The sequence below is a fragment of the Pseudoalteromonas sp. S558 genome (assembly GCF_005886635.1).
GTDB classification, from domain to species: domain Bacteria; phylum Pseudomonadota; class Gammaproteobacteria; order Enterobacterales; family Alteromonadaceae; genus Pseudoalteromonas; species Pseudoalteromonas aliena.
On record NZ_PNDU01000099.1, the window covers coordinates 1 to 22,776 of the forward strand.

Consider the following 22,776-nt stretch of genomic DNA (forward strand, 5'->3'; position numbering starts at 1 on the left):
TATGGGGTCTATTTAACGTTAAGAAAATTACGCTAGAACTAGGCAAAAATTTTTGTATCTATGTTCTAAATAAAAATTTTTAACGACGTTATAGTGCAATTTAATTCGTTAAATCGATCAAAGATTTATGCAGTTTGGTATTACCTTATTAATATCACAGGTATAAAAAAACCGCATATAAAATGCGGTTTTTTTTCAAACGGGTTAAATGTTATTTAGTGTCGCCATTAACATCTTCAGCTGTAGTGGCTTGCTCTTGTGAAGACTCTTCAGACTCAACATCGGCTGTTTCAATCAACGCAGCTTCTACTGGTTTATCACCATAAAACGTTGCGCCTGAGGCAGCCATTGCTACGAGTGATTCACATGGTTCAAAAATAACATTGCTGTTAGCCAGTGTAGACATTTCAGAGCTTATTTTGCTAGCGCCTAGTTTGTCCATATAGCTAAATGGCCCCCCTAAGAACGGAGGGAAACCAATGCCAAAAATAGCACCAATATCGCCATCACGTGGGCTTGCAATTATGCCATCATCTAAACAACGTACCGCTTCGTTAAGCATTTGTGCTACACAACGCTTAGCAATTTCACTTTTGTTTAAACGCGGTGTTGGCGTAACACCCAGTAACTCATAAACTGACTCATCAACCTTTTTGCCTTTTTTATCGTATTCGTAAAAACCACGACCCGTTTTGCGGCCTAGGCGTTTTGAGTCAATCATACGGGTAAATGCATCTGGGCCTTTAAAACGCTCACCGAGTTCTTTCTCAAGAATTGGGGCAATTTTGGAGCCAATATCAATACCTACTTCATCAAGCAGTGCCAACGGCCCTACCGGAAAACCGAACTCGACAAGTGCTGCGTCAATTTTTTCAATTGGCTCGCCTGCAAGCATTAAGTTAGCGGCTTCGTTAAGATAAGGCGCTAATATACGGTTCACATAAAAACCAGCCATGTCTTTTACCACAATTGGCGTTTTACCTTGCTTACGTGCAAAATTTACCACGCGAGCAATGGTTTCTTGTGAAGTGCCTTCGTGTGGGATAATTTCCACTAACGGCATTTTCTCAACTGGCGAGAAGTAATGCAGGCCAATTACATTTTCAGGACGCGTTGCCTGCGCTGCAATTTGCGAAATAGGCAGTGATGACGTATTACTTGCAAAAATAGTGTTTGCTTGGCATTGCTGCTCTACATCAGCAACCATACCTTGCTTTAGTTCTAAATCTTCAAAAACCGCTTCAATCACTAAATCAATGTGCTTAAAGCCGCTGTAATCAGTTGTACCGGTAATACGGTTCATTGTTAACTGCATGTCTGATTTAGATATAATACGGCGTTTAAGGCGCTTATCTAAAATTTTGTAGGTGTAGTTCATGGCATTGCTAATGCCTTGCTCTGCTACATCTTTAATGCGTACTGGTACTTTTGCTTTTACTGCACTTACATGTGCAATACCTGCGCCCATTAAACCACCGCCTAGTACGGCTGTTTTAGTAATGGCCGGTGCATCATCATTGCGCCACTCTTTTTTCATTTCCGTGGTGGCAAAGAAAATACCACGAAGCGCTTTAGATTCGTCACTCATTACCAGTGTGGCAAAGCCTTCGGCTTCGGTTTTGTACGCTTTTAGCTCATCAAGCTCTACGCTTGCACGTACCGCTTTAATAATCGCTAGCGGCGCTGGGTAATGCCCACCGGTTTTTTTCAGTACGTTTTCTTTCGCTTTTTTAAAGATAAAGTTACGACCAAACGGGTTTGACTCTAGCAGTTGACTAATTTTATCCAGCTTAGGCTCTTTAGCTTGTGGCTTTTTCTTGGCGGCAAATTCTTTTGCTACGTTTAAAAGTACACTGTGCGGTACACAATCATCAAGTACGCCTGCTTTTTTAGCTTGCTTAGGACGAATTTGCTTACCTGTAAGCATCCATTCAAGTGCTTTTTGAATGCCAACAATTTTAGTTAAACGCTGCGTACCACCGCCACCAGGCAATAGGCCAAGTTGCACTTCTGGTAAACCAATTTTTGTAATATCGCTATCTGAGCCTACGCGGTAATCACAGGCTAAAGCAAACTCTAAACCGCCACCAAGTGCAGCACCATGAATGGCACTAACTGTGGTATAAGGCAGTTTTGTCATATCAAAAAACGCTTGATGGCACAGCTCGCTAATTGCTAGCGCATCTTCACGTTTTTGTACGCTGTCGAGCATTTTTACATCGGCACCGGCGATAAAGTTATCACTTTTACCGCTAATAAATACCATGCCTTTTACAGCATGTTCTTTAGCTTGAGCCAATAACGCTTTTAAGTCATCCGCAAACGAATCGCGCAAGGTGTTCATTTTCTCACCCGGCACATCAATGGTCACTACGGCGATTTTATTTTCATCTACCGTTAAATTAAATACTGAATCAGTCATTACGCGCTCTCCAATACAAAGGCTGCACCTAAACCACCAGCAGCACAGGCTGTTGTTAATGCTAAACCGCCACCACGACGTTTAAGCTCGTATAAGCTTTGCGTAATTAAGCGAGCACCTGTTGCTGCAAATGGATGACCATATGCCAGTGAGCCGCCATTAACGTTAAACTTATCCATGTTAATTTCGCCAATTGCTTTGCTACGACCTAAATGCTCTTGCGCAAATTTGTCTGACGCAAACATTTTCATGTTAGCAAGTGTTTGTGATGCAAATGCTTCGTGCATTTCAATTAAATCTAAATCAGCAAGGGTAATGCCGGCTCTATCAAGTGCGATAGGCGTTGAATGAGCAGGACCCATTAGCATGTCTTTTTCAACACCAATGGCTGAAAACGCAAAACTACGTACGTAACCTAAAATTTCGTAACCCAGTGCTTTTGCTTTGCTTTCGCTCATCATCAGTACCGCTGCGGCACCATCTGTAAGTGGGGTTGCATTTGCAGCAGTTACTGAGCCATGTTGGCGGTCAAAAACAGGTTTAAGCTTTGCATAGCCTTCAACCGTTGAGTTTTTACGAATGTTATTATCTTCTGAGATAAAGCCTTTGTATGGCGGTAAATGCGCCGTCATTACTTCATCTTTTAATTTGCCATCGGCCCAGGCTTGAGTTGCAAGCGTATGAGAGCGATGCGCGAGTGCATCTTGATCTTCACGACTAATATTGTGCGTTTTAGCCATTTGCTCAGCAGTTTGCCCCATTGAAAGGCCTGTTGAGTACTCTGCAACCGCTGGCGGTACAGGTAGTAAATCTTTCAAACGCAGTTTTGAGAATATTTTTAAACGCTGACCAAGCGTACGGGCTTTATTTAAATCAACTAAGCTGCCTGCTAACTTTTTACTAACACCAATAGGAAGTACCGATGATGAATCTGCGCCACCTGCAATACCTACACTTACAGAGCCTGCCATAATAGATTCAGCTACATTGGCAATTGCCTGAAAACTAGTAGCACAAGCACGCGATACCGAATATGCATCAACTGATACAGGCATACCTGTACCCAATACAATTTCACGGGCAATATTAGGTGCTTCTGGCATTTGTATTACTTGTCCAAATACCAGTTGATCGATTTCTGATTTATCAAAATTTAGTCGTTCAAGCATCTCGTTTACGACTAACTTACCCATATCAAGTGCAGATATATGATGAAATGCAGTTGCTTGCTTAGCAAAAGGTGTACGTAAGCCGCTAACAATGGCAATACGATCGCCCTTTGGTGTTTTTAGTATATTTTGTTCAGACATTATGCTCTCCCGCTGACAGGTCTGACCTGTTTATTTTTCTCGATTCTAAACAACCCGTGTACTAAAGCCAATAGATAAACTGTAATTAATGCAAATGCAGCAATATAAATAATCCACAAGCCCGTAAAATCCGCTACAACCATATGCTTTTTTAAACGCATTTACAAAATTTTGTGATAGGCTAAAAATCATTAATAAATAACGAACTATTTTAAAAAATACAGTCTAACCCTTGAGTTACACAACTATAAACCTTATAAATAGGTCAGTATTTAACGCCTAAAACATTCAGGTATAAACCCAGCTGACGAGGAAAGTCGAAATTATTATGGCAGCTAACGCATTTTCACAATTAAAAACGTATTTAGATACACAAATTATTGGCCAGCCAGAGCTTACTCAAGCACTACTTATTGCAATTTTAGCCGATGGTCACTTATTAGTAGAGGGCCCTCCAGGGCTTGCCAAAACACGTGCTGTAAATGCACTGGCAAAAGGCATTGAAGGCTCGTTCCAGCGTGTACAATTTACACCAGACTTATTACCTGCCGATGTCACAGGTACCGATATTTACCGTCAACAAACCAGTGAGTTTGTATTTGAAAAAGGCCCTCTTTTTCATAACCTTATTTTAGCCGACGAAATTAACCGTGCACCAGCAAAAGTACAATCAGCATTATTAGAAGCAATGGCAGAGCGCCAAGTCACTGTAGGTAAAAATACTTACCCACTTAGCGAACTGTTTCTAGTTATGGCAACGCAAAATCCGCTAGAGCAAGAAGGCACATACCCGCTACCAGAAGCCCAGTTGGATCGCTTTTTACTGCACCTTAGTATTGGCTACCCTGGTGCAGAGCATGAGCTTGATATACTGCGTTTAACGCGTGGTGAAGCGCTTAACGAGCAACAACCGGTAATGCAAAAAATTAGTCAAAGCGATTTATTTGCAGCTCGTAAAGAAATACTAGGCCTGTATTTAGCTGAGCCGCTTGAGCAATATTTAGTACAACTCATTATTGCCACCCGTGAAGGCGCTAAATTAGACGCGCAACTTGGTAGCTGGATTGAATTTGGTGCAAGCCCACGTGCAACGATTGCACTTGATAAATGTGCTCGCGCCCACGCATGGTTACAAGGCCGTGATTTTGTAGCCCCTGATGATATTCAAGCGGTTGTGCATAACGTACTGCGTCATCGCATTATTTTAAGTTACGAAGCGCAAGCCGATGGCATTACTAAAGATCAGGTAATAAGCCGTATAGTTGAACTTGTAGCCGTACCATAAGTTATGCAAAAACAATTAGAATCCCAAGCATGGCTCAAACAGAGCCATAGCCACGGTGTTAATTTAGCACTTAAAGAGTTGATGTATTACAAAGCCAAAGCGCAATTGCTTGAGCTTGCCCCTAAGGTAAAAATAAAAAATACCTTAACAGGGCAATATCTTGCGCCGCACAAAGGCCGAGGAATGGAATTTGCCGAAGTGCGACATTATCAGCAAGGTGACGATATTCGATCGATTGATTGGCGAGTCACTGCCCGTACCGGCGAAACACACACAAAGCTCTTTCAAGAAGAAAAAGAACGCCCTGTGTTTGTGTTTACTGATTTTTCGAACTCAATGCTGTTTGGCTCAAAGTTACTGTTAAAGTCAGTGCAAGCAGCGCACATAAGTGCCCTTGTTGCGTGGTCGGCGTGCCAGCGCGGCGATAGAATTGGCGGTATTGTGTTTAATCAGCATTCGCATTTAGAGCTTAAACCCAGCGCCCGTGAAAAAGCAGTGCTTAAGCTTTGCCATAATTTATGCGACAGCCACCAGCAAGCGCTCAACAATATCGATAAGGCAGCCACTAACAACTTTAGCGATAATCTAAAGCGCCTTAATCATTTAGCAAAGCCCGGCAGCTTAGTGTATTTAGTCTCTGACTTTAATGCCTTGGACGATGCCAGCTTTAAGCAACTTGAAATATTAAGTCGTCACTGTGAGCTGATTGGTTGCCATATAAGCGATCCGTTTGAGCATCAGTTACCTGCGTTTAAGCAAGCTGTTACAGTTAGTGCAAATGGTCAAGATTTTGCCCTGCCATTAATGGATAACAGCTTTAGAGAACGCTTTGCTAAAAATGCGGAACACGCATTTAGCACGCGCCTTAATCGCTTAACTAAATCAGGTCTTAATTTAATATCATTCAATGCAACAACACCGCTTGAGCTGCAATTAGTGAGAAAATAACCATGCAAACCAATCCACTCGATGGACTGCACGACATAATAGCGCCAAGCCAAGTAAATTGGTGGCCACTCGCCCCCGCTTGGTGGGTTATTATTGCACTGCTGTTTTTAACACTGTGCACAGCTATTTATATATTTTACAAAAAACATAAATTTAAAAAGCCTAAACGCTATGCAATAGCATTAAGCCAAAGTGAGCAAAACCCTCAGCAACTGCATATTATTTTAAAACGTTTAGTGCTTGAGTATTACGACAAGCGCCTTGCTGCGCAACCTACTGCAAAATGGTGCACCACGCTTAATACGCTTACCGGTTTAAACTTTACAGAACAAGAAATACTAAGCTTGTATAACCCCAGCCAAAAAGATACAACACTGTGCGAAAAATTTCGCCAAGGTATTAAACAATTTAAAGTAAAGGAGCCAGTCCATGTTTGAATTTAGCTGGCCATGGTTATTTTTATTGCTACCTTTGCCTTTGTTACTTTTACTATTAAAACCCGCTGCGAGTAACGCCAATACGCGTTTACGTATACCCAGTTTTGCAAAGCATAATTTAACCAGCCAAAGTATTGAGCCGCAGTCACGACGTTTAAATCCCTTCGAATGGATAATTTGGTTATTGCTTGTGACTGCTGCCGCCAATCCAACATGGTTAGATGAGCCAATTTCATTACCAAATGAAGGCCGCGATATAATGCTAGCGGTTGATTTATCAGGCTCTATGACCGAGCAAGACATGGCTTACAATGGCCAATATGTTGACCGCCTTACTATGGTAAAAGCCGTACTCAGTGATTTTATAGAGCAGCGCCAAGGCGACAGACTTGGGCTGATATTATTTGGCGATACCGCGTTTTTACAAACCCCGCTCACCCGCGACGTTAAAACAGTAAGTAAAATGCTCAGTGAAGCGCAAATTGGTTTAGTCGGGCGCGCCACAGCTATTGGTGATGCATTGGGTCTTTCGGTAAAACGTTTTGCCAATAAAGATGAAAGCAATCGTATTGTGGTGCTATTAACCGACGGACAAAACACCGCAGGTAACCTAAACCCAGAAGATGCCTTACTGCTAGCTCGCGAAGAAGGCATTAAAGTGTACACCATTGGCGTTGGCTCAGATAATCCGCGCGGCTTTAGCCTATTTAATATGGGTGGCTCCGGCGGCAGTAATTTAGATGAAAGCTTACTTAAAAAAATTGCCGAGCAAACTGGCGGATTATACTTTAGAGCGAAAGATGTAGCAGGCCTTCAACAAATTTACGCAGAGCTTGATAAGCTTGAACCTATTAGCGCGGATGAACAAACATTTCGCCCACAAAGCTCATTATTTTACTACCCGTTGCTTATCGCTATTTTACTGATTAGCTTAAAAGTAACACTTAGCACACTGCGTGCATTGAAGGAGCCAAACTGATGGATTTTGAATTTATTCGCCCCGCTCTTTTATGGTTACTCATACCTGCTGTGGCATTATTTTTTGTTGCCTTAATTAAGCATAAAAAAACCACCAGTGAGCAGCTAATTGCACCGCATTTAGCACAATTTATAATAAGCGAAGCAAACACTAAAGCCAGCCAGCCACTTTGGCTAGTTGCTTTGTTTTGCAGCCTTGGCATTTTATTTAGTGCTGGACCAAGCTTTGAGAAAAAACAAGTTCCTGTGTTTCAAAGTAAAAGTGCCCGTGTAATTGTTATGGATATGTCGTACTCAATGTACAGCACCGATATTTTGCCAAATCGTTTAATGCAATCACGCTTTAAAGCGCTTGATATGATTGAACTATTTAAAGAAGGTGATACCGCGCTTGTAGCTTACGCAGGCACGGCCTATACAATATCGCCACTCACAAACGATGCTGCAACACTCAGCAACTTAATTCCAAGCTTAAGCCCTGAAATAATGCCTGACAAAGGCTCAAACGTTTTAGCTGGTCTTGATATGGCCAAAGAGCTATTAACGCAAGCGGGCTATATTGATGGCGACATTATTTTAGTGACTGACGGTATTGACCAACAAGAACAAAGCGACGTGAGCAGCTTTACCAGTAACACCCGATATAGATTAAATATATATGGCGTAGGGACCGCTCAAGGCGCACCAATTAAGTTGCCTGAAGGTGGTTTTTTGAAAGACAGATACGGCCAAATTGTAGTCCCTACACTCAATGCCAGCCAGCTTAAAAATTTAGCATCAAGCAGTGGCGGCAAATTTGCCAGCTATCAGCCAAGTAGTCGTGACATAAATACGTTTGCCCCAAGCGCACAGAGTGAGTTATTGAAAGACGAAAAACAAAGTCATGCACTTTGGCGAATAGACGCCGGGATTTATGGGTTATTACTCTTACTGCCACTTAGTTTATATTTATTTAGACGCGCCGCCTTGTTAGGTGTTTTTTTAGCCTTTGGCTTTTTACCGCAGCAAAATGCGTATGCCGTAGAGCTCCCTACTCTTTTGCAAAATGCAGATCAACGTGCATTGCAGGCGTATAAAAATAAAGAATACGAGGCAGCAACACAGGCTCAATCGAGTGATTTAAAGGGTGCTGCGCTTTATCAGCAAGGTAATTTTGATGCTGCACTTAATGAATTTAATAGTGATAAGTCGGCTACCGGTTTATACAACTACGGTAATGCCCTTGCCAAAGCTGGCAAGCTTGAGGACGCAATTAAAGCCTACAAACAAGCCCAAACCTTACAAGATGACTTTACGCAAGCAGCCGATAACCAAGCCTTGGTTAAGCAATTACTAAACCAGCAAGATCAGCAAAGCGACGGCGACGACTCTAAAGACCAAGATGATAGCCAGAAAAAAGATGATCAAAAGCAAGGGCAAAATTCTGATGAGTCAAAGCAGGATCAGCAACAAAATGGTGATAAAAGCGACTCTGAAAAAGGCGAAAACGAAAGTCAGAGCCCCAGCGATGAAAAATCTGATAAAGAGCCTGAACAATCAAAAGATCAACAAGGCGAGCAATCAGACAAACAAAATGAACCTGATATGCAAGCCCAGCCACAAAGTGAACAAGGGCAAAATAAAGACGCTGAGCAACCCAAAAAAGACGAGCAGCAACAAAATAAGCCAAAGGCAATGAGTGAGCAACCTGCCACTGATGAGCAAAAACAAAATGCTCAACAACAGGCTATGCAAGCTCAAGCCAGTGAGCTCACTAATGAAGAAAAAGAAAAAGCCCAACAAATTAATCAATTACTTAGAAAAGTACCGGATGATCCGGCTATTTTATTACGGAATAAAATGCAATTAGAAGCCCAAAAAAGACAATATAAACGTCGCCCTACAGGAGTCGAAAAATCATGGTAATGCGATTATTTTGCTGTTTATTGCTATTAAGTGCGATGCCTTTGTGGGCTGCCACCAAATTAGAAGCAAGCGTAAATAAAAACCCTGTGTTAGCGGGTGAGTTTTTTATGCTTAATATATCGGTAGATGATACCGTTAAAGGCGATCAGCCTGATACGTCAGCACTATTAAAAGACTTTGTAGTAGGACCGACTAGCTTAAGCTCCCGCACCAATATTGTTAACGGCAGTATAAATAAACAAACTACGTGGTCTGTTAAGTTAATGACCCGTACAGAGGGCGATTACACAATCCCAGCATTTAGCGTTGCGGGGTTAACCTCACAGCCTATTAAATTAAAAGTGGCAAAACGCTCTGTTGATGCAGATAAAAATAACGAGATATTTTTAAAAACGTCGCTCTCGAGTAATTCATTATTTGTGCAAGAAGCCGGTGTCTATACTGTTAAACTTTATCTGGCGAAAGAACTACTTGATGGCAGTTTAAGCACACCAAGTATGGAAGACGCTCAGCTTACCCAATTAGGTAAACAAAAAGAGAGTTATGAACTTGTTGACGGTAAACGCTACCTCGTTATTACTCGAGAGTATTTGGTCCAACCGCAAAAAAGTGGCGCTTACACAATTGCGGGCCCTGCTTTTCAAGGTCGAGTACAACAAAATTACCGACAATTAGAAGTGTCAGCCCTTGGCGGCGATCAGCAACTAGAGATCAAACCCATTCCAAGTGATTATAAAGGTGCGTGGTTACCAAGTGAGCTAGTTAACCTCAACGAAGAGTGGCAGCCTAACGATAATACCGTCGAAGTAGGTACACCTATCACACGAACAATTACACTGACCGCACTTGGTGTCACAAAAGAGCAATTACCTGAAATTTCTATGCCCACCATTGACGGCATACGTAGTTACCCTGATAAAAAAGAAAATAACAATGCAGTACGTGATGGTCGAGTTGTATCGCAACAAACTGCTTCGTATGCGTTGCTACCACAAAAACCGGGGACTTACACCCTGCCTGAAATAAAGCTACCTTGGTTTAATACAAAAATGAATCGTATTAGCATGGCTACACTCCCAGCGCGAACAGTGACTGTAATACCAAGCAGCAATGCTATTAGCCCAGCAATAAATAACAGCCAGCAAAATGTAAATACGCTAGCTCCTGCGCCAAATAACAATGTAAACGTCTCACATACACAATCAGTGCAAGTACAAAATCAAACGCCTCTATGGCTTATTATTGTTGCAGTATTGGGTTATGTTTTATGGATTGCGACTGTGATGTTTTATTGGTTTAACCGTTCTACTAAAAACACCATGAAAAAATCACAGCCTACTGCAAGCAGCATTAATCAACCTAGTTTAAAAAAGCTGGTTGCAGCCGCAAAATTAAACGACAATAAAACATTTTATAATGAGCTTAGTAATTATGCAGTACAGATTACAAATAAAAATGTGGGCGCAATCGATGCATTACGCGACGCTGTAAATGACAGCCAATTAAATAGCCATATTGCCCAACTGCAGGCACAACTTTATAGTAATAAAGCTACAAGCTGCGAGCTTAATGCTATTATTAAAATTCTTGAGAAATATCAAGCTCAAGCATCAAAGTCGCAACAACCTGTATTAAAAGATCTTTATAACTAATTACTACGATACTCAGGTCTTCTTTTGCAATAAATTATAATTTTTAATAAAAAAGTGCTTATGCTTGGAAAGAAAAAATCAAACAATCAGGTCTTAATTAATATGGTAGAGAAACAAAAACGCTATGAAGCCTTGGTGCACGTTTACAATAAGGAGCTTTATCGCTTTGCTTATTGGTTGTGCCGAGATCCGCACATAGCAGATGATTTAGTCCAAGAAACGTTTTTACGTGCTTGGCGTTCACTTGACTCTTTGCTTGACCAAAAAGCAGCTAAACCTTGGCTACTGACTATATTACGCAGAGAAAATGCACGCAGATTTGAACGTAAACAGTTTGATTACAGCGACGTAGAAAACGACACGCTTGTTGATGAAACCAGCCATTCATTAGACGATGAAATGGAACAAACGGTAATTCAACGTCAAATTGCACTATTGTCAGATGAATACCGTGAGCCATTATTATTACAAGTTGTAATGGGCTGCTCTGGTGAAGAAATTGCAGACATACTCGATTTAAATAAAAACACGGTAATGACTCGTTTATACCGTGCTAGAAATCAACTTAAAGAGGCCTTAAGCCGTGATGATGAACAACTTAAAGGGGCATCAAAATAATGGATGAACTTGAGTTTCGTCGCCGCACTATTGCGCAGCCAAACGACATTGATAAGGAGCTTATGGAGTTTGCCGACAATAACCCAGAGCGACAAAATTTTATTAACGACATGAAAGAATTTGATCAATATATTCAAGATTCTTTAGATATACCTGTGCCTGAAAACCTTGCAGATCGCATTCTTTTAAACACATCATTAAAAGAAAAAGCGTTGCAAGATGAGCAAGCAGCTGGTGACAATGTAGTAGATGCCCGCTCGCGATTTAAATTTGATCGCGTACATCTTGCATTAGCGGCATCATTTTTCGTCGCTATTGGTGCATTTTTTATGAGTACAGAGCAAAATATTGCTCACGAAGCAGGTGAACATGCCCTCGCCCATGTGTACTACGAAATTAATGCGCTTGATAAGAAAGAACCGATTAGCTTGCAAAGCGTTAACGACAAGCTCGCTGTTTTAGGCGGCCATATCGAAGAGCTACCAGGTGCAATAACCTATGCGATGTTTTGCGATTTTAAAGGTGAAAAAGGCTTACATTTAATTTTTGAATCTGACTTTGGTCCAATGACTGTATTTATAGTGCCTTCTGAAAATAAGTCATTTGGTTTTGGCGATGATAATTTTCGTGATGAGCGTTTTGAAGGTCATATCAATCGAGGCTCACAAGCAGATACTATTTTAGTGGCAAGTGTTGGAGCTCCTCTAAATATTTATAACGAACGCGTTACAGGCGCCATTCGCTGGCTTTAAAACAAACAAATTCACCGCTTAGTTTTTACTGAGCGGTTTTTTATTAAGTACCATCTAATAAATCCTCCCTTTTATACCTAAAAACTCTGATTTTTAAACTAATTAATTAAATTCCTCATGAAAGTAAATTATAATCGCGGCTCGATTTAAATTAAGGATTTTCATGAAGAATATCATCGTTATTTTTTCACTATTGGCATTGTTATGTACTGCCAGTTTTGATGCACACGCACGCAAAAAATTTGGCAGCAGTAAACGCGGAAAAACGCCGGCTACACAACAAGCCACGCAAAAACAAAAAGCAGATACGACAACCCCAACGGCTGCACCTAAAGCTAAATCAAATAAAAAAGGCATTATGGCTGGTGTACTTGGTGGGCTCTTAGCTGGTGGCTTAATTGCAGCTATGCTAGGCGACAATTTTGAAGGCTTTCAGTTGCTAGAAATGATTTTATTAGCTGGTGGACTCTTTATTTTATTCAAATTAATAACAGGCTTTTTACGTGCTAATCGTGCACCGCAACTTGCAAATGCCAGTGCAGGTACAAGTGCTCAGCAAAATGCGTTTAAACAAGCGCCTATCGAGCAACCAACAAGTACAGGCTTTGCAAGCAACGCACCACAAGCCCCAGATGTTCCTTTTAATTTACCATCTAACTTTGACGTAAATGGTTTTTTACAAGGTGCCCGTAGTCATTACCATACGCTACAAACTGCCTGGAATAATGCTGATTACACTACAATGGCTGAATACTTGAGCCCTGAACTTGTTGCCGAGTTTAAAACTGAGCGTGAAGGCATAGAAAACGTAGACACCGAAGTTATGTTTATTGATGCTGAGCTTGTCCGTGCAGACACTAATGCCAATTTATGGCAAATGAGTGTTCGATTTAGCGGGAAGTATCGTGATTTAGGCGATAAAAAAGAACAACCTATCTTAGAAATTTGGCACTTAGAGCGTGTGCTCGCAGATGATGCGCCTTGGTTAATTGTAGGTGTTGAAGATTTAATTGATAAATAATTTTCAGTTAATGACCTGAATTCGGGTTAAATATAAAAGCGATACTGTTAATTTAATGCTTCCTCATTAATTAAAAATTGCTCAATAATGAGGGAGCATTAACTTTATACGGTTACTATTATTTGCACACAGCAGCAACGGCATTAGCAAAGTAATCAATATTTGATTTACTAACACCTGCTATATTTACGCGGCTAGAGCCAACAATATAAATTGCGTATTCTTTTTGCAGGCGAGCAATTTGCTCTTTATTAATACCTAAGAAAGAAAACATACCATTTTGGCGCTCAATAAATGAAAAGTCTTGAGCGATGTCTTTAGTCGCTAGCGTCTCTTTGATCAGACTACGTAAACCGTTAATACGGTTTCGCATTTCATCAAGCTCAGAATGCCACATTTGTGTCAGTTCTGTACTGCTCAAAATAGTGTTTACTATGTCTGCACCATGCGCTGGCGGCATTGAATAAATGCTACGAACGACACTTAGCATTACCGAATTTGAAATATCAGCCGCTGCGCTGTCTTTTGCAATAAGTGAGCAGGCACCAATACGTTCACGATATAAGCCAAAGTTTTTAGAGCATGAAGAACAAATAATAAGCTCTTCAACCGCATTCGCTAAAATACGCAAACCGCGTGCATCTTCTTCAAGTGATGCGCCAAAGCCTTGGTATGCAATATCAATAAGCGGTGTAAAGCCAACATCTTTTGCTAGTTCAGCAACTATATTCCACTGTGTTTCACTTAAATCCATGCCACTTGGGTTATGACAACATGCATGAAGTAAAACAACATCACCTTTAGGCACTTGCTTAAGGGTATTGATCATTTCATCAAATAATAGGTCTTTATTTTCATAGTCGTAATATGGGTATTCTTTTACCGTTAAGCCTGCGGCTTCAAATAAACTAATGTGATTGGCCCATGTAGGGTTAGTAACCCATATAGTTGCTTTTGCGTTGCAACGAGCAATAAACTCAGCAGCAACACGCAGTGCGCCAGTGCCACCAGGAGCCTGTGCTGTACGTACACGATTAGCGAGCAACGCTTGATGCTCGCCTAATAGTAACTGCTCCATTTTTTGACAATAGTCTAAATTACCCGCTAAACCGATATAAGACTTGCTGATTTCATTTTCGAGACGAAATGCTTCTGCTTTTTTTACCGATTTAAGAACCGGTGTATTGCCTTGCTCATCTTTATAAACACCTACGCCTAAATCTATTTTATTAGGATTCGTATCTTGTTTATATGCAGCCATAAGGCCAAGAATAGGGTCGGTTGGTAATGGTTTTAATACTGAGAACATTGGCTATCACTTATCGTTATTTAGGGGTTAGCTGTTAGGCTAAGCTTAACATAAAAGCCCGTCACATTGACTAGTGTTATTTACACTAAAAAGTGAGGAATTTTAATACAGCATGCGATTAGCACTGCAAGCGCTTTCTCATCAAAAAAATCATTATTAAATGCTTCTGCATCAATGATACCAACACAGTCATTTTGAAGATTAAACAAAGGCAAACACACTTCAGACTTAACTTTTGGATCGCACGTATAATACTCACCACCTTGAGCTAAGTATTGTTCAACATTATTTATAACACGTCCTTTATTAGACAACGCAACTTGCACATTATTGCTACCAGTAGCAAATGCTTGTGTTAACGGAAATAATGGTCGACTTGGTGCCCCGTGATAGGCTAGTTTTAATAACTGCTTGCCTTCACTTGTGTTTGTTGATTGATAAATACCATACCAATCCACGCCCGTTTGTAATTCAATATAACTCACTATACTTTGTAAATTAGCCAGCTTGCGCTGTGTTTGCTCATTGCTTTTAATATAATCCGTTAATTTGAATGGCTCATCTAGTAAATAACCAAATAAGCTGCATGCACCGCCCTCGCCAAGTTCTGGTATTTGGTACTGCCAACGAACATCAGGTAAAGCTGTATTTTTGAGGTGTTGTTCAAGCTTTTCAAGCTCTGCTAAAATCAGCGTAGGATTAACACTTAGTTGTGCTTTATTTAAATAAGAGGAAATCATTTGGCCATCCATACATCTATAGTGGAGAGATAATAGCATGGATATTTTTACAGAGCTAGCTCAACTTATAGCACATTTCCACTTGGTTCCCACTGGCATTATAAGTGACCTTTTCAGCTATTTCTTCAAGCAATGATAATCCTCGGCCGAATTCGTTATTGCTAGCTTCCAGCTCATCGGCTTTACTAGTAAAGCCGCGTCCTGAATCACAAATAATAAAGTATAAACTCAAGGTCTCTGGGCAATAACGCATATCAATAATAATCATTGCATCGCTGAGCTTCGCAAGTGCTTTTTCTCGCATTTCGTAATACTTAAAAAAACCATCTTCTTGATGCTTAACATTAGAATCAAGACCCAATACACCATGATCAAGCGCATTATTATAAGCCTCAGAAAGAAGTAAAAATATATTTGAACGATGCGCTTTTAGCCCTCCCACACTGCTTAAAATATTCACTAAATCATAAACAGGATCGGTTTGTTTTATTTGTTTGGCGTTTAAACTTAATGATAAATTAAAAGCCAATGTCGAAAAGGCCTCTATCGATTGCTTTTCTGCCGTCAAGGGTAAGCAATTGAGCAAAACAATACTTACATCATCTTGTTGTACATTACCTTGTGCAAATTCACTGACGTCATCAACTATATTTTTACAGCTGATCATGTGCCTACTCTTTAATATATCTAAAAAGCGCTCTTCGCCAAAAAATTCGTCGCCTTTATTCGCAGTTTCGATAATGCCATCAGTTGCTAGTGCAAGGCGCATTTGCTGGTTTGTTTCAAAATGAATAACACCATGCTCAAACTCATCTTCATCCAAAATACCCAATGCCATATGCTGGGATTCTAGTCGTTGTTTAATACACCCTTCTTTATCAATTAGGTACGCATCTGGTAGGCCTCCCAGCCATGCTGATATGCTTTTTCCTGAGGCACTAAGTTCTATAATTGTGGCTGCACAAAACATGTGTCCGGGTAATAAATTATAAAGCAGAGTGTTGAGCTCACTTGCAATATCATTAACCGCCATGCCTTTTTGTACCATGGAGTAAAATACGTGAGAAGCTGGTAACGCACCAATAGCAGCAGCAAGGCCATGTCCAGTAAAGTCGCCAAGCATACAATATAAATTACCAATTGGGCTTTGTGCGACTAAAAACATATCCCCATTAAACATAGAGGCAGGAGAGAGGTTAAAATCAAGATGTTGCTTAAACTTATCCTGATTTTCTAACGAATTATTAAAAATATGCTCAATTATTTCATGTTCACGCTCTATCTGGTTATGGTGATATTGGAGCATTTTTTTTTGTTGATTCGCTTTTTGGCTAAGCTCTCGAGTGCGATTATGCGCTTTGATTTTTGCGTGTAATATAACTTTATCGAAGGGTTTATGAATAAAATCATCACCCCCAACCTCCAAACAACGCTCAAAACTTGCTTGGTCGTCTAACGAGGTGATAAAAATAATTGGTAAGTATACTTCGTTAAAACGCTGTTTAATCAACTGCGCAGCTTCAAAACCGTCCATCACTGGCATTAAAACATCGAGTAAAACAACATCAATCTCGTTTTTTTCTAATACATTTAATGCTTCAAGCCCATTATGAGCCATCGATATTTTATAACCTTCTTGCTCTAGCATCTTACTAAGTAAAATGTGATTAAGCGTTTGGTCGTCAACAATTAGCACATGGATCATTAGCTAATATCAAATTTTTTATCGAAACGTGAGATCTGTAATATTTTCCTTAATTGTGGTTGGCAGTTACTTATTTGAATAGTGCTAACTTGGCTTTCTATTGTTTTTCTCATATTTAATAACATGCCAAGGGCAGAGCTATCCATATACTCTGTTTCTCTTAAATCAATAACAACTTTAATAATACTCTCATTTATTTGCGCATAGGCTTGTCGAAAAGACTGCACTAAATTAAAGTCAAATTTACCCTTAATTTGTATTGTTAAAGTAGTGCCATCAATAGACTCATTTTTAGTTAAACTCATCTTAAGCTCTCAATAGTATTTCCTTTGAACTAAATATAACCTGTTAAAAGTAATTAGCAAAAATAAAAACACACAAGCGCAAATTTGCTATCATTTATGCCATTGTTTAATTCATTTTATCTATAGGTAAAAGATGAGTGATAGTCAGTTAGTATATTCAACAGATACGGGCAGAATAAGCCAACCAAAGCCAGAAAAAGAGGTCGCTGGTAAGATATTCAAAGACGGTTTTTTACGAATTGAACGCCAGACAAAAGGTCGTAAGGGAAAAGGCGTTATGTTGGTCACAGGTATAGACCCAAAAGAGCATGACCTAAAAAAATTAGCAAAAGTAATTAAAAGTAAAATGGGTCAAGGTGGTGCTGTTAAAGAGGGCGTTATAGAAGTACAAGGTGACGACCGCGATAAATTAAAAGCTATTTTAGAAGGCTTAAAATTTAAAGTAAAAATTGCGGGTGGTTAACCCGCATTTTTATTTAAGTTTTCAATACGCTGAATATTATTTAATTTCTCAAACAAACTAGGAAATTCACGCTCTGGGATCGGCGCACTAAAATAGTAACCTTGCACAACAAAGCAGTTGTTGTTCTGTAAAAATTGAACTTGCTCTATTGTTTCAACACCTTCAGCAACTACATTAATATTCAACTTTTGCGCCATTGCAATTATAGCCGCCGTAATTTCCATATCATTGGTGTCTTCGGGGATATCTCTTACGAAAGAGCGATCAATTTTTAATATATCAACAGGGAATCGCTTTAAGTAGCTTAGCGACGAATACCCAGTTCCAAAATCGTCTATTGAGATTGAAACGCCCAATGCCTTAAGTTCATGTAATTGTGTTATTGCGGCTTCCACATTACCCATCAACATGCTTTCGGTTAGCTCTAAATGAAGGCGTTTAGCCGACACTCCCGACTTAATAATCATTTTGCTGAGCATGGGAACTAAACTCGCATCTTTAAACTGACGAGCGGACAAATTAATTGAAATATTGTTTTCTCTACCTTGTTCTTTTAACCTAACCGCAAAGTCACATGACTCTTGTAATACCCACTCGCCTAATTCAACAATTAAACCGGTTGCTTCTGCAATGGGAATAAATTTAGTTGGAGAAATAAGCCCTTCGGTTGGGTGAAACCATCTCAACAAGGCTTCATAACCCATTACCTGTTGATTACGACTATCAACTTGAGGCTGGTAATAAATAACAAACTGTTTTTCTCTTAAGGCTTGGCGTAGTTCATTTTCGATAAATAAACGTTCGTTTGCTGCGGCATCCAATTCTTGGCTATAAAAGTGGAATGTATTACGCCCTTTGGCCTTCGCCTCATACATTGCTAAGTCAGCATGTTTTAAAAGCTGATCTTCTTCTAAGCTATCGTAAGGTGCCATTGTAATACCAATGCTAGCACTTATAATGACTTCATTACTGCTAAGTTTTATAGGAACATTTAACGTTTTTTGGATCGTGTTTGCCACATCTGTTGCATGCTCTTGACTCTCTATTCCACTAAGTAAAACAGCAAATTCATCACCACCAAGGCGTGCAATCGTATCCTCTGCGCGCAGACGTTTTTTTAATCTGTTTGCAACCTCAACCAAGAGTTGATCCCCAGCGTCGTGTCCCAGCGTATCGTTAATGCGTTTAAATTCGTCTAAATCAAAATAAAATAATGCAAAAGCGTAATGCCCACGTTCAGCCAGTGCCATAGATTTACGAAGTTGCATTCTAAAAAATGTTCTGTTTGCCAACCCGGTTAATGTATCAAAATAAGCTAGTTGCTCCATTTTTCGCTGGCTTTCTTTTACAAACGAAATATCTTGTGCAGACGCCACATAACTGGTGATTTTACCGCTCTCATCTCGGATTGGCGACACGCTAAGGGATACCCAAATTGGTTGTTTATCTAAGCCTTGGATAAGGGTATCGCCTCGCCAATAATTGCGACTTCGCAAATCAATATCAATGTCGTCAACCAAAATAGCCATTTCGGTAGCAATAATACTCAACAATGGGGTTCTGTTAAAATGACTCTCTGGGTAACCTGTCATTTCAAGCATTTTGGGGTTTACGTATTCAATAATAAAGTTTTCATTTGTGATCACCACACCAGTACCCGAAAATGCAACTGCTTTGGACAGTCTGTTTGCTGCTTTTTCAGCTATTTCTTTTTCTGTAATACGTTGAGTTAGGCCATCTATAAGTTTACGGATCTCTACCGTCATATCTCTAAATGAACCATTGAGAGTGCCTATCTCGTCTTTATTTTCTGGTGGGAACTCTATTTGCAAATTTCCCTTACCAAAATTTGTAACTGCATAAACTAAGGTGTGTAATCTGCGAAGTACAAGTTGATAGAGTGCTTGATGTAATAACAAAGCAACTAAAACAGCGTACATAATAAAAAGTCCAAAAAATTTCAGCTTTAAATCTTGTAACGCTGATAACGTAGATGAACGTTTTTTATAAACACCTATATACCAATCTAATTCATCTATTTTACGGATATTAATAATATGTTCTTCGTCATTTTGCTCAAACGAATTTGCATATTCAGAAAGGTGCATTGCTCTAGCTTCATTAATAATGGCTTGTAATTCATCATTAACAAAATCTTGCGTGTTTAGTGTTTTTCCTTTACTTCCATAGTTAGCTAATAAATTCTGACTAACATCAGGATGTGCTAATAGCTGGCCCTTACTATCAAATACAAGTAAATGCTTTTCTTTATCGCCAACTGGGAGCTGTGAAATAAGTGTGTTTAATGCTATGTCATTACCAGTCACGCCCAAAAACTCATTTTCTACATAAATAGGCACCAATAAACTGATAACCCATTTATTCCACACTTTGTCGTAGTAAACTTTTGACCACTTAGGCTCTTGGGTCGGGTTAATATTTTTTTGAACTGCGTTATATGTAGTCCCCGTTGTAAAATTAAAGTTTGCAGGTGCATTTAATGCCCAATTAGGTGGGGAGATTCGAATGAAATTGTCTTTTGTGATGAGATAAAAATTAAAAAAATCATGAATTAATGTTGGCGCGATTATTCGCCATAACGATTCTGAATCATTAATTAGCTGCTTGTAAAAAGGGGTATAATTTTTTTGGGCTAAATAAGCCGCTGACATACCATCTGCTGATGCACTTCTAATTGTACCGTCGCTATTAAATTGCAACTTAGCATTATTACTTAGATTAATTGATTGTTGTTTTGAAAAAAGCTGTTCGACGACAACACTATTTGCTTGCTCAGCAATATTTACTTTTGTGTTAACTTTTTCGTTAAACTGTTTTACTAATAAATCAGTCGAGCTTTTTAGTACTTCGTGCTCTTCAAATACAAGTTGTTTTTCTTCTGACTTGAGCATTAAGGCAGCAGCGCACACACCCGCAATCAAACAAATTGCAGAAATAAGCAGTGATAATTTTACACTTAAAGAGTTTAATCCAAAGCGTGATGGAGGGCGTCGATACACCACAGGCCAGCCTTATTATTAATAATTATTTTTATTTAAGTCAGTACTACGAAATATACCAGATCAGAACCTTAAATTATAAATTTTTTGTTAACTTTTTCATAAATCGTACTCGCTTAAAAGTAAATGCCGATTAGTCTACTATTAAGTACAGACAACGTAGCATGAACTCGGGTTAAGACATTCACTAACATATTGAACTATAATGATATTTAAATTTATTTTTCTCTAGCCTGAGACTTTCAGTAAAAACAAGACGAATTTACACGTCAATAGCGGACCAATTGCAAGTAAATTCAACGCAGTTAGCACTGAAAGTAGCTGCTTGAGATAGATTTATTATCCAAAGTTCAGGTTACTTATTGACATTAAAGACAACACTCCATACATTGACATGATGAATATTATTTACGCTCACACCTTTTTTTCGTTTTTTAGCTTCTTTATATAGAAGAGGCTTCCCTGTTTGTGAGATAAAATCAATCGAATAGTAAAGCCTCCCAACTGGGAGGCTTTTTTGTTTCTGCCCTATAATTCGGCGGATTTTTTTGGAATGAGGAAACCAAAATGACTAATGATGTATTAAATACACTAAGACACGACATAAACGAAATTGATTCTGATCTACTCGTGTTGTTAGCAAAACGCCGCCGTATTAGCCATGGAGTTGTAGAGTATAAAATAGCTAATAACAAGCCTATTCGTGATGAAGCACGTGAGCTAGCATTGCTTGAAAAGCTAATTGGCTACGGAAAGTCACTTGGTTTAGATGCTTATTATGTGAATAATGTTTTTCAAACCATCTTAGAAGATTCTGTATTACATCAGCAAGCGATGCTGCAAAAAAACTTAAACCCTGATGCATTAAGCGAAACACATCGTGTTACTTATTTGGGCGGCCAAGGATCATACAGCCAATTAGCCTGTCATAAATACTTTAGTCGCCGTCCAGGTAAACTTATTGAAATAGGCTGTACATCATTTGATGAAATAACGGCTAAAGTAGAAAACGGCCAAGCTGATTTTGGTTTACTCCCTATCGAGAATACAAGCTCTGGTAGTATTAATGAGGTGTTTGATTTACTACAACATGCGCAAGTATCTATTGTTGGCGAAGTTACCCACAGCGTAGAGCATTGCTTACTCGCAAACCCCGGCAGTGAGCTCAGCCAGCTAACTAAAATATTTGCACATCCGCAACCATTTGCTCAGTGTAGTCGATTCTTACAAGGGTTAGGTGACTTACAACACGAAACCTGTGATTCAACATCAAGCGCATTACAGTCGGCCTTAAGCACACCAAATAGCGCCGCAATTGGCTCAGCGCAAGCGGGCAAAAATGTCGGACTCGAAGTGATCAAGTCAAATCTAGCCAATCAAAGCGAAAACCATAGCCGCTTTATTGTTGTTGCGCGTAAGCCTCTACAAGTGTCAAACCAAATTCCAACCAAAACCAGCTTAATAATGTCGACAAAACAACAAGCAGGATCGCTTGCTGACGCATTAATGATTTTTAAACAGCACAAAATTAATCTGGTAAAACTAGAATCTCGCCCAACTCCGGGCAACCCATGGGAAGAAGTTTTTTATGTTGACCTAGAGGCGAACCTTGCAGACAATCAAGTAAAAACAGCACTAGAAGAACTTAAAGAGCATACTCAGTACGTGCGTATTTTGGGCTGCTACCAAAGTGAAACATTACAAGCTGTAAACGTAAATACTTAATTAAGTCTCAATTAATACCAATTTTATTAAAAACATGATCATTCTAGCGCATTAAATAACTCACTAACTACGTTAAAATTATTTATATAGAACAACTATGTATCATAATTTTGGCCTTGTTATTGAGCTATTTTCTTATCGCTATAATAGATCACTAATTTAATTCAATTTGTTTTACTCA

The 22,776-nt window shown here is 39.4% G+C and carries 18 protein-coding genes and 1 other annotated feature; of the genes, 11 read left to right on the plus strand and 7 right to left on the minus strand.

All coding sequences use genetic code 11. The features are described 5' to 3' along the window. Positions 1–211: 211 nt before the first annotated feature. Both fadJ and fadI read right to left on the minus strand, forming a co-directional pair. Positions 212–2,422 (minus strand): fatty acid oxidation complex subunit alpha FadJ, encoded by a 2,211-nt coding sequence (gene fadJ, locus CWB66_RS08065; protein WP_138584961.1) that lies wholly within the window; start codon positions 2,420–2,422, stop codon positions 212–214. Then, a complete protein-coding gene (gene fadI, locus CWB66_RS08070; RefSeq protein ID WP_077538572.1) occupies positions 2,422–3,732 on the minus strand; it encodes an acetyl-CoA C-acyltransferase FadI in 1,311 nt (436 codons plus the stop codon). The genes fadJ and fadI overlap by 1 nt, the downstream gene beginning before the upstream one ends. 328 nt (positions 3,733–4,060) lie before the next feature. On the opposite strand from fadI, the gene CWB66_RS08075 reads away from it, so the two are divergent. From CWB66_RS08075 to CWB66_RS08115, 9 genes are all read left to right on the plus strand, one after another. After that, on the plus strand, positions 4,061–5,017 hold the full coding sequence (locus tag CWB66_RS08075; RefSeq protein ID WP_004335627.1) for an AAA family ATPase: 957 nt from the start codon (positions 4,061–4,063) through the stop codon (positions 5,015–5,017). A 3-nt stretch (positions 5,018–5,020) separates the two neighbouring features. Then, positions 5,021–5,965 (plus strand): DUF58 domain-containing protein, encoded by a 945-nt coding sequence (locus CWB66_RS08080; protein WP_138584962.1) that lies wholly within the window; start codon positions 5,021–5,023, stop codon positions 5,963–5,965. A 2-nt stretch (positions 5,966–5,967) separates the two neighbouring features. Then, the gene (locus CWB66_RS08085; RefSeq protein WP_138584963.1) at positions 5,968–6,402 is read left to right on the plus strand and encodes a DUF4381 domain-containing protein; all 435 of its coding nucleotides are present in this window, start codon (positions 5,968–5,970) and stop codon (positions 6,400–6,402) included. Beyond that, positions 6,395–7,381: a vWA domain-containing protein gene (locus CWB66_RS08090; RefSeq protein WP_138584964.1), complete on the plus strand. Its 987-nt coding sequence runs from the start codon at positions 6,395–6,397 to the stop codon at positions 7,379–7,381. The genes CWB66_RS08085 and CWB66_RS08090 overlap by 8 nt, the downstream gene beginning before the upstream one ends. After that, entirely contained in the window at positions 7,381–9,285 is a 1,905-nt protein-coding gene (locus tag CWB66_RS08095) for a VWA domain-containing protein (RefSeq protein ID WP_138584965.1), read from the plus strand. The genes CWB66_RS08090 and CWB66_RS08095 overlap by 1 nt, the downstream gene beginning before the upstream one ends. Beyond that, the gene (locus CWB66_RS08100; protein ID WP_138584966.1) at positions 9,279–10,937 is read left to right on the plus strand and encodes a BatD family protein; all 1,659 of its coding nucleotides are present in this window, start codon (positions 9,279–9,281) and stop codon (positions 10,935–10,937) included. The genes CWB66_RS08095 and CWB66_RS08100 overlap by 7 nt, the downstream gene beginning before the upstream one ends. Before the next feature lie 60 nt (positions 10,938–10,997). After that, positions 10,998–11,555 carry a sigma-70 family RNA polymerase sigma factor gene (locus tag CWB66_RS08105; RefSeq protein ID WP_077538584.1) on the plus strand — a complete coding sequence of 186 codons (558 nt, stop codon included), beginning with the start codon at positions 10,998–11,000 and terminating at the stop codon, positions 11,553–11,555. Continuing rightward, positions 11,555–12,307 (plus strand): DUF3379 family protein, encoded by a 753-nt coding sequence (locus tag CWB66_RS08110; RefSeq protein ID WP_138584967.1) that lies wholly within the window; start codon positions 11,555–11,557, stop codon positions 12,305–12,307. Before CWB66_RS08105 ends, CWB66_RS08110 begins: the two co-directional genes overlap by 1 nt. Positions 12,308–12,470: 163 nt before the next feature. After that, positions 12,471–13,328, plus strand: a complete 858-nt coding sequence (locus tag CWB66_RS08115) for a Tim44 domain-containing protein (protein WP_138584968.1) — start codon at positions 12,471–12,473, stop codon at positions 13,326–13,328. A 118-nt stretch (positions 13,329–13,446) separates the two neighbouring features. Here the strand turns inward: CWB66_RS08115 and CWB66_RS08120 are convergent, their stop codons facing one another. The 4 genes from CWB66_RS08120 to CWB66_RS08135 all read right to left on the minus strand — a co-directional run bounded on the left by CWB66_RS08120 (position 13,447) and on the right by CWB66_RS08135 (position 17,387). After that, on the minus strand, positions 13,447–14,637 hold the full coding sequence (locus tag CWB66_RS08120) for an amino acid aminotransferase (RefSeq protein ID WP_138584969.1): 1,191 nt from the start codon (positions 14,635–14,637) through the stop codon (positions 13,447–13,449). 80 nt (positions 14,638–14,717) lie between these two features. Further along, entirely contained in the window at positions 14,718–15,377 is a 660-nt protein-coding gene (locus CWB66_RS08125) for a GAF domain-containing protein (RefSeq protein ID WP_138584970.1), read from the minus strand. A 55-nt stretch (positions 15,378–15,432) separates the two neighbouring features. Next, entirely contained in the window at positions 15,433–17,082 is a 1,650-nt protein-coding gene (locus tag CWB66_RS08130) for a fused response regulator/phosphatase (protein ID WP_138584971.1), read from the minus strand. Beyond that, positions 17,082–17,387, minus strand: a complete 306-nt coding sequence (locus tag CWB66_RS08135) for an STAS domain-containing protein (protein WP_077538596.1) — start codon at positions 17,385–17,387, stop codon at positions 17,082–17,084. The genes CWB66_RS08130 and CWB66_RS08135 overlap by 1 nt, the downstream gene beginning before the upstream one ends. A gap of 133 nt (positions 17,388–17,520) precedes the next feature. On the opposite strand from CWB66_RS08135, the gene CWB66_RS08140 reads away from it, so the two are divergent. After that, positions 17,521–17,850, plus strand: coding sequence for an SUI1 family translation initiation factor (locus tag CWB66_RS08140; RefSeq protein ID WP_077538598.1), 330 nt, complete (start codon positions 17,521–17,523; stop codon positions 17,848–17,850). Here CWB66_RS08140 and CWB66_RS08145 read toward each other — a convergent pair. Then, positions 17,847–20,873 (minus strand): bifunctional diguanylate cyclase/phosphodiesterase, encoded by a 3,027-nt coding sequence (locus CWB66_RS08145; protein WP_138584972.1) that lies wholly within the window; start codon positions 20,871–20,873, stop codon positions 17,847–17,849. The two genes, CWB66_RS08140 and CWB66_RS08145, sit on opposite strands and share 4 nt — an antisense overlap. Positions 20,874–21,276: 403 nt before the next feature. Next, positions 21,277–21,392, plus strand: a sequence feature (Phe leader region). A 45-nt stretch (positions 21,393–21,437) separates the two neighbouring features. Here CWB66_RS08145 and CWB66_RS08150 point away from each other — a divergent pair. Continuing rightward, entirely contained in the window at positions 21,438–22,595 is a 1,158-nt protein-coding gene (locus CWB66_RS08150; protein ID WP_138584973.1) for a chorismate mutase, read from the plus strand. Positions 22,596–22,776 lie beyond the last annotated feature (181 nt).

Excerpts from the sequence above, each read along its gene's own strand:
- CWB66_RS08095 (WP_138584965.1), top strand. The coding sequence starts at position 7,381 with ATGGATTTTGAATTTATTCGCCCCGCTCTTTTATGGTTACTCATACCT.
- CWB66_RS08120 (WP_138584969.1), bottom strand. The coding sequence starts at position 14,637 with ATGTTCTCAGTATTAAAACCATTACCAACCGACCCTATTCTTGGCCTT.
- CWB66_RS08110 (WP_138584967.1), top strand. The coding sequence starts at position 11,555 with ATGGATGAACTTGAGTTTCGTCGCCGCACTATTGCGCAGCCAAACGAC.
- CWB66_RS08150 (WP_138584973.1), top strand. The coding sequence starts at position 21,438 with ATGACTAATGATGTATTAAATACACTAAGACACGACATAAACGAAATT.
- CWB66_RS08115 (WP_138584968.1), top strand. The coding sequence starts at position 12,471 with ATGAAGAATATCATCGTTATTTTTTCACTATTGGCATTGTTATGTACT.
- CWB66_RS08105 (WP_077538584.1), top strand. The coding sequence starts at position 10,998 with ATGCTTGGAAAGAAAAAATCAAACAATCAGGTCTTAATTAATATGGTA.
- CWB66_RS08135 (WP_077538596.1), bottom strand. The coding sequence starts at position 17,387 with ATGAGTTTAACTAAAAATGAGTCTATTGATGGCACTACTTTAACAATA.
- CWB66_RS08080 (WP_138584962.1), top strand. The coding sequence starts at position 5,021 with ATGCAAAAACAATTAGAATCCCAAGCATGGCTCAAACAGAGCCATAGC.
- fadI (WP_077538572.1), bottom strand. The coding sequence starts at position 3,732 with ATGTCTGAACAAAATATACTAAAAACACCAAAGGGCGATCGTATTGCC.
- CWB66_RS08090 (WP_138584964.1), top strand. The coding sequence starts at position 6,395 with ATGTTTGAATTTAGCTGGCCATGGTTATTTTTATTGCTACCTTTGCCT.
- CWB66_RS08130 (WP_138584971.1), bottom strand. The coding sequence starts at position 17,082 with ATGATCCATGTGCTAATTGTTGACGACCAAACGCTTAATCACATTTTA.
- CWB66_RS08075 (WP_004335627.1), top strand. The coding sequence starts at position 4,061 with ATGGCAGCTAACGCATTTTCACAATTAAAAACGTATTTAGATACACAA.
- CWB66_RS08100 (WP_138584966.1), top strand. The coding sequence starts at position 9,279 with ATGGTAATGCGATTATTTTGCTGTTTATTGCTATTAAGTGCGATGCCT.
- CWB66_RS08085 (WP_138584963.1), top strand. The coding sequence starts at position 5,968 with ATGCAAACCAATCCACTCGATGGACTGCACGACATAATAGCGCCAAGC.
- CWB66_RS08125 (WP_138584970.1), bottom strand. The coding sequence starts at position 15,377 with ATGATTTCCTCTTATTTAAATAAAGCACAACTAAGTGTTAATCCTACG.
- CWB66_RS08140 (WP_077538598.1), top strand. The coding sequence starts at position 17,521 with ATGAGTGATAGTCAGTTAGTATATTCAACAGATACGGGCAGAATAAGC.
- fadJ (WP_138584961.1), bottom strand. The coding sequence starts at position 2,422 with ATGACTGATTCAGTATTTAATTTAACGGTAGATGAAAATAAAATCGCC.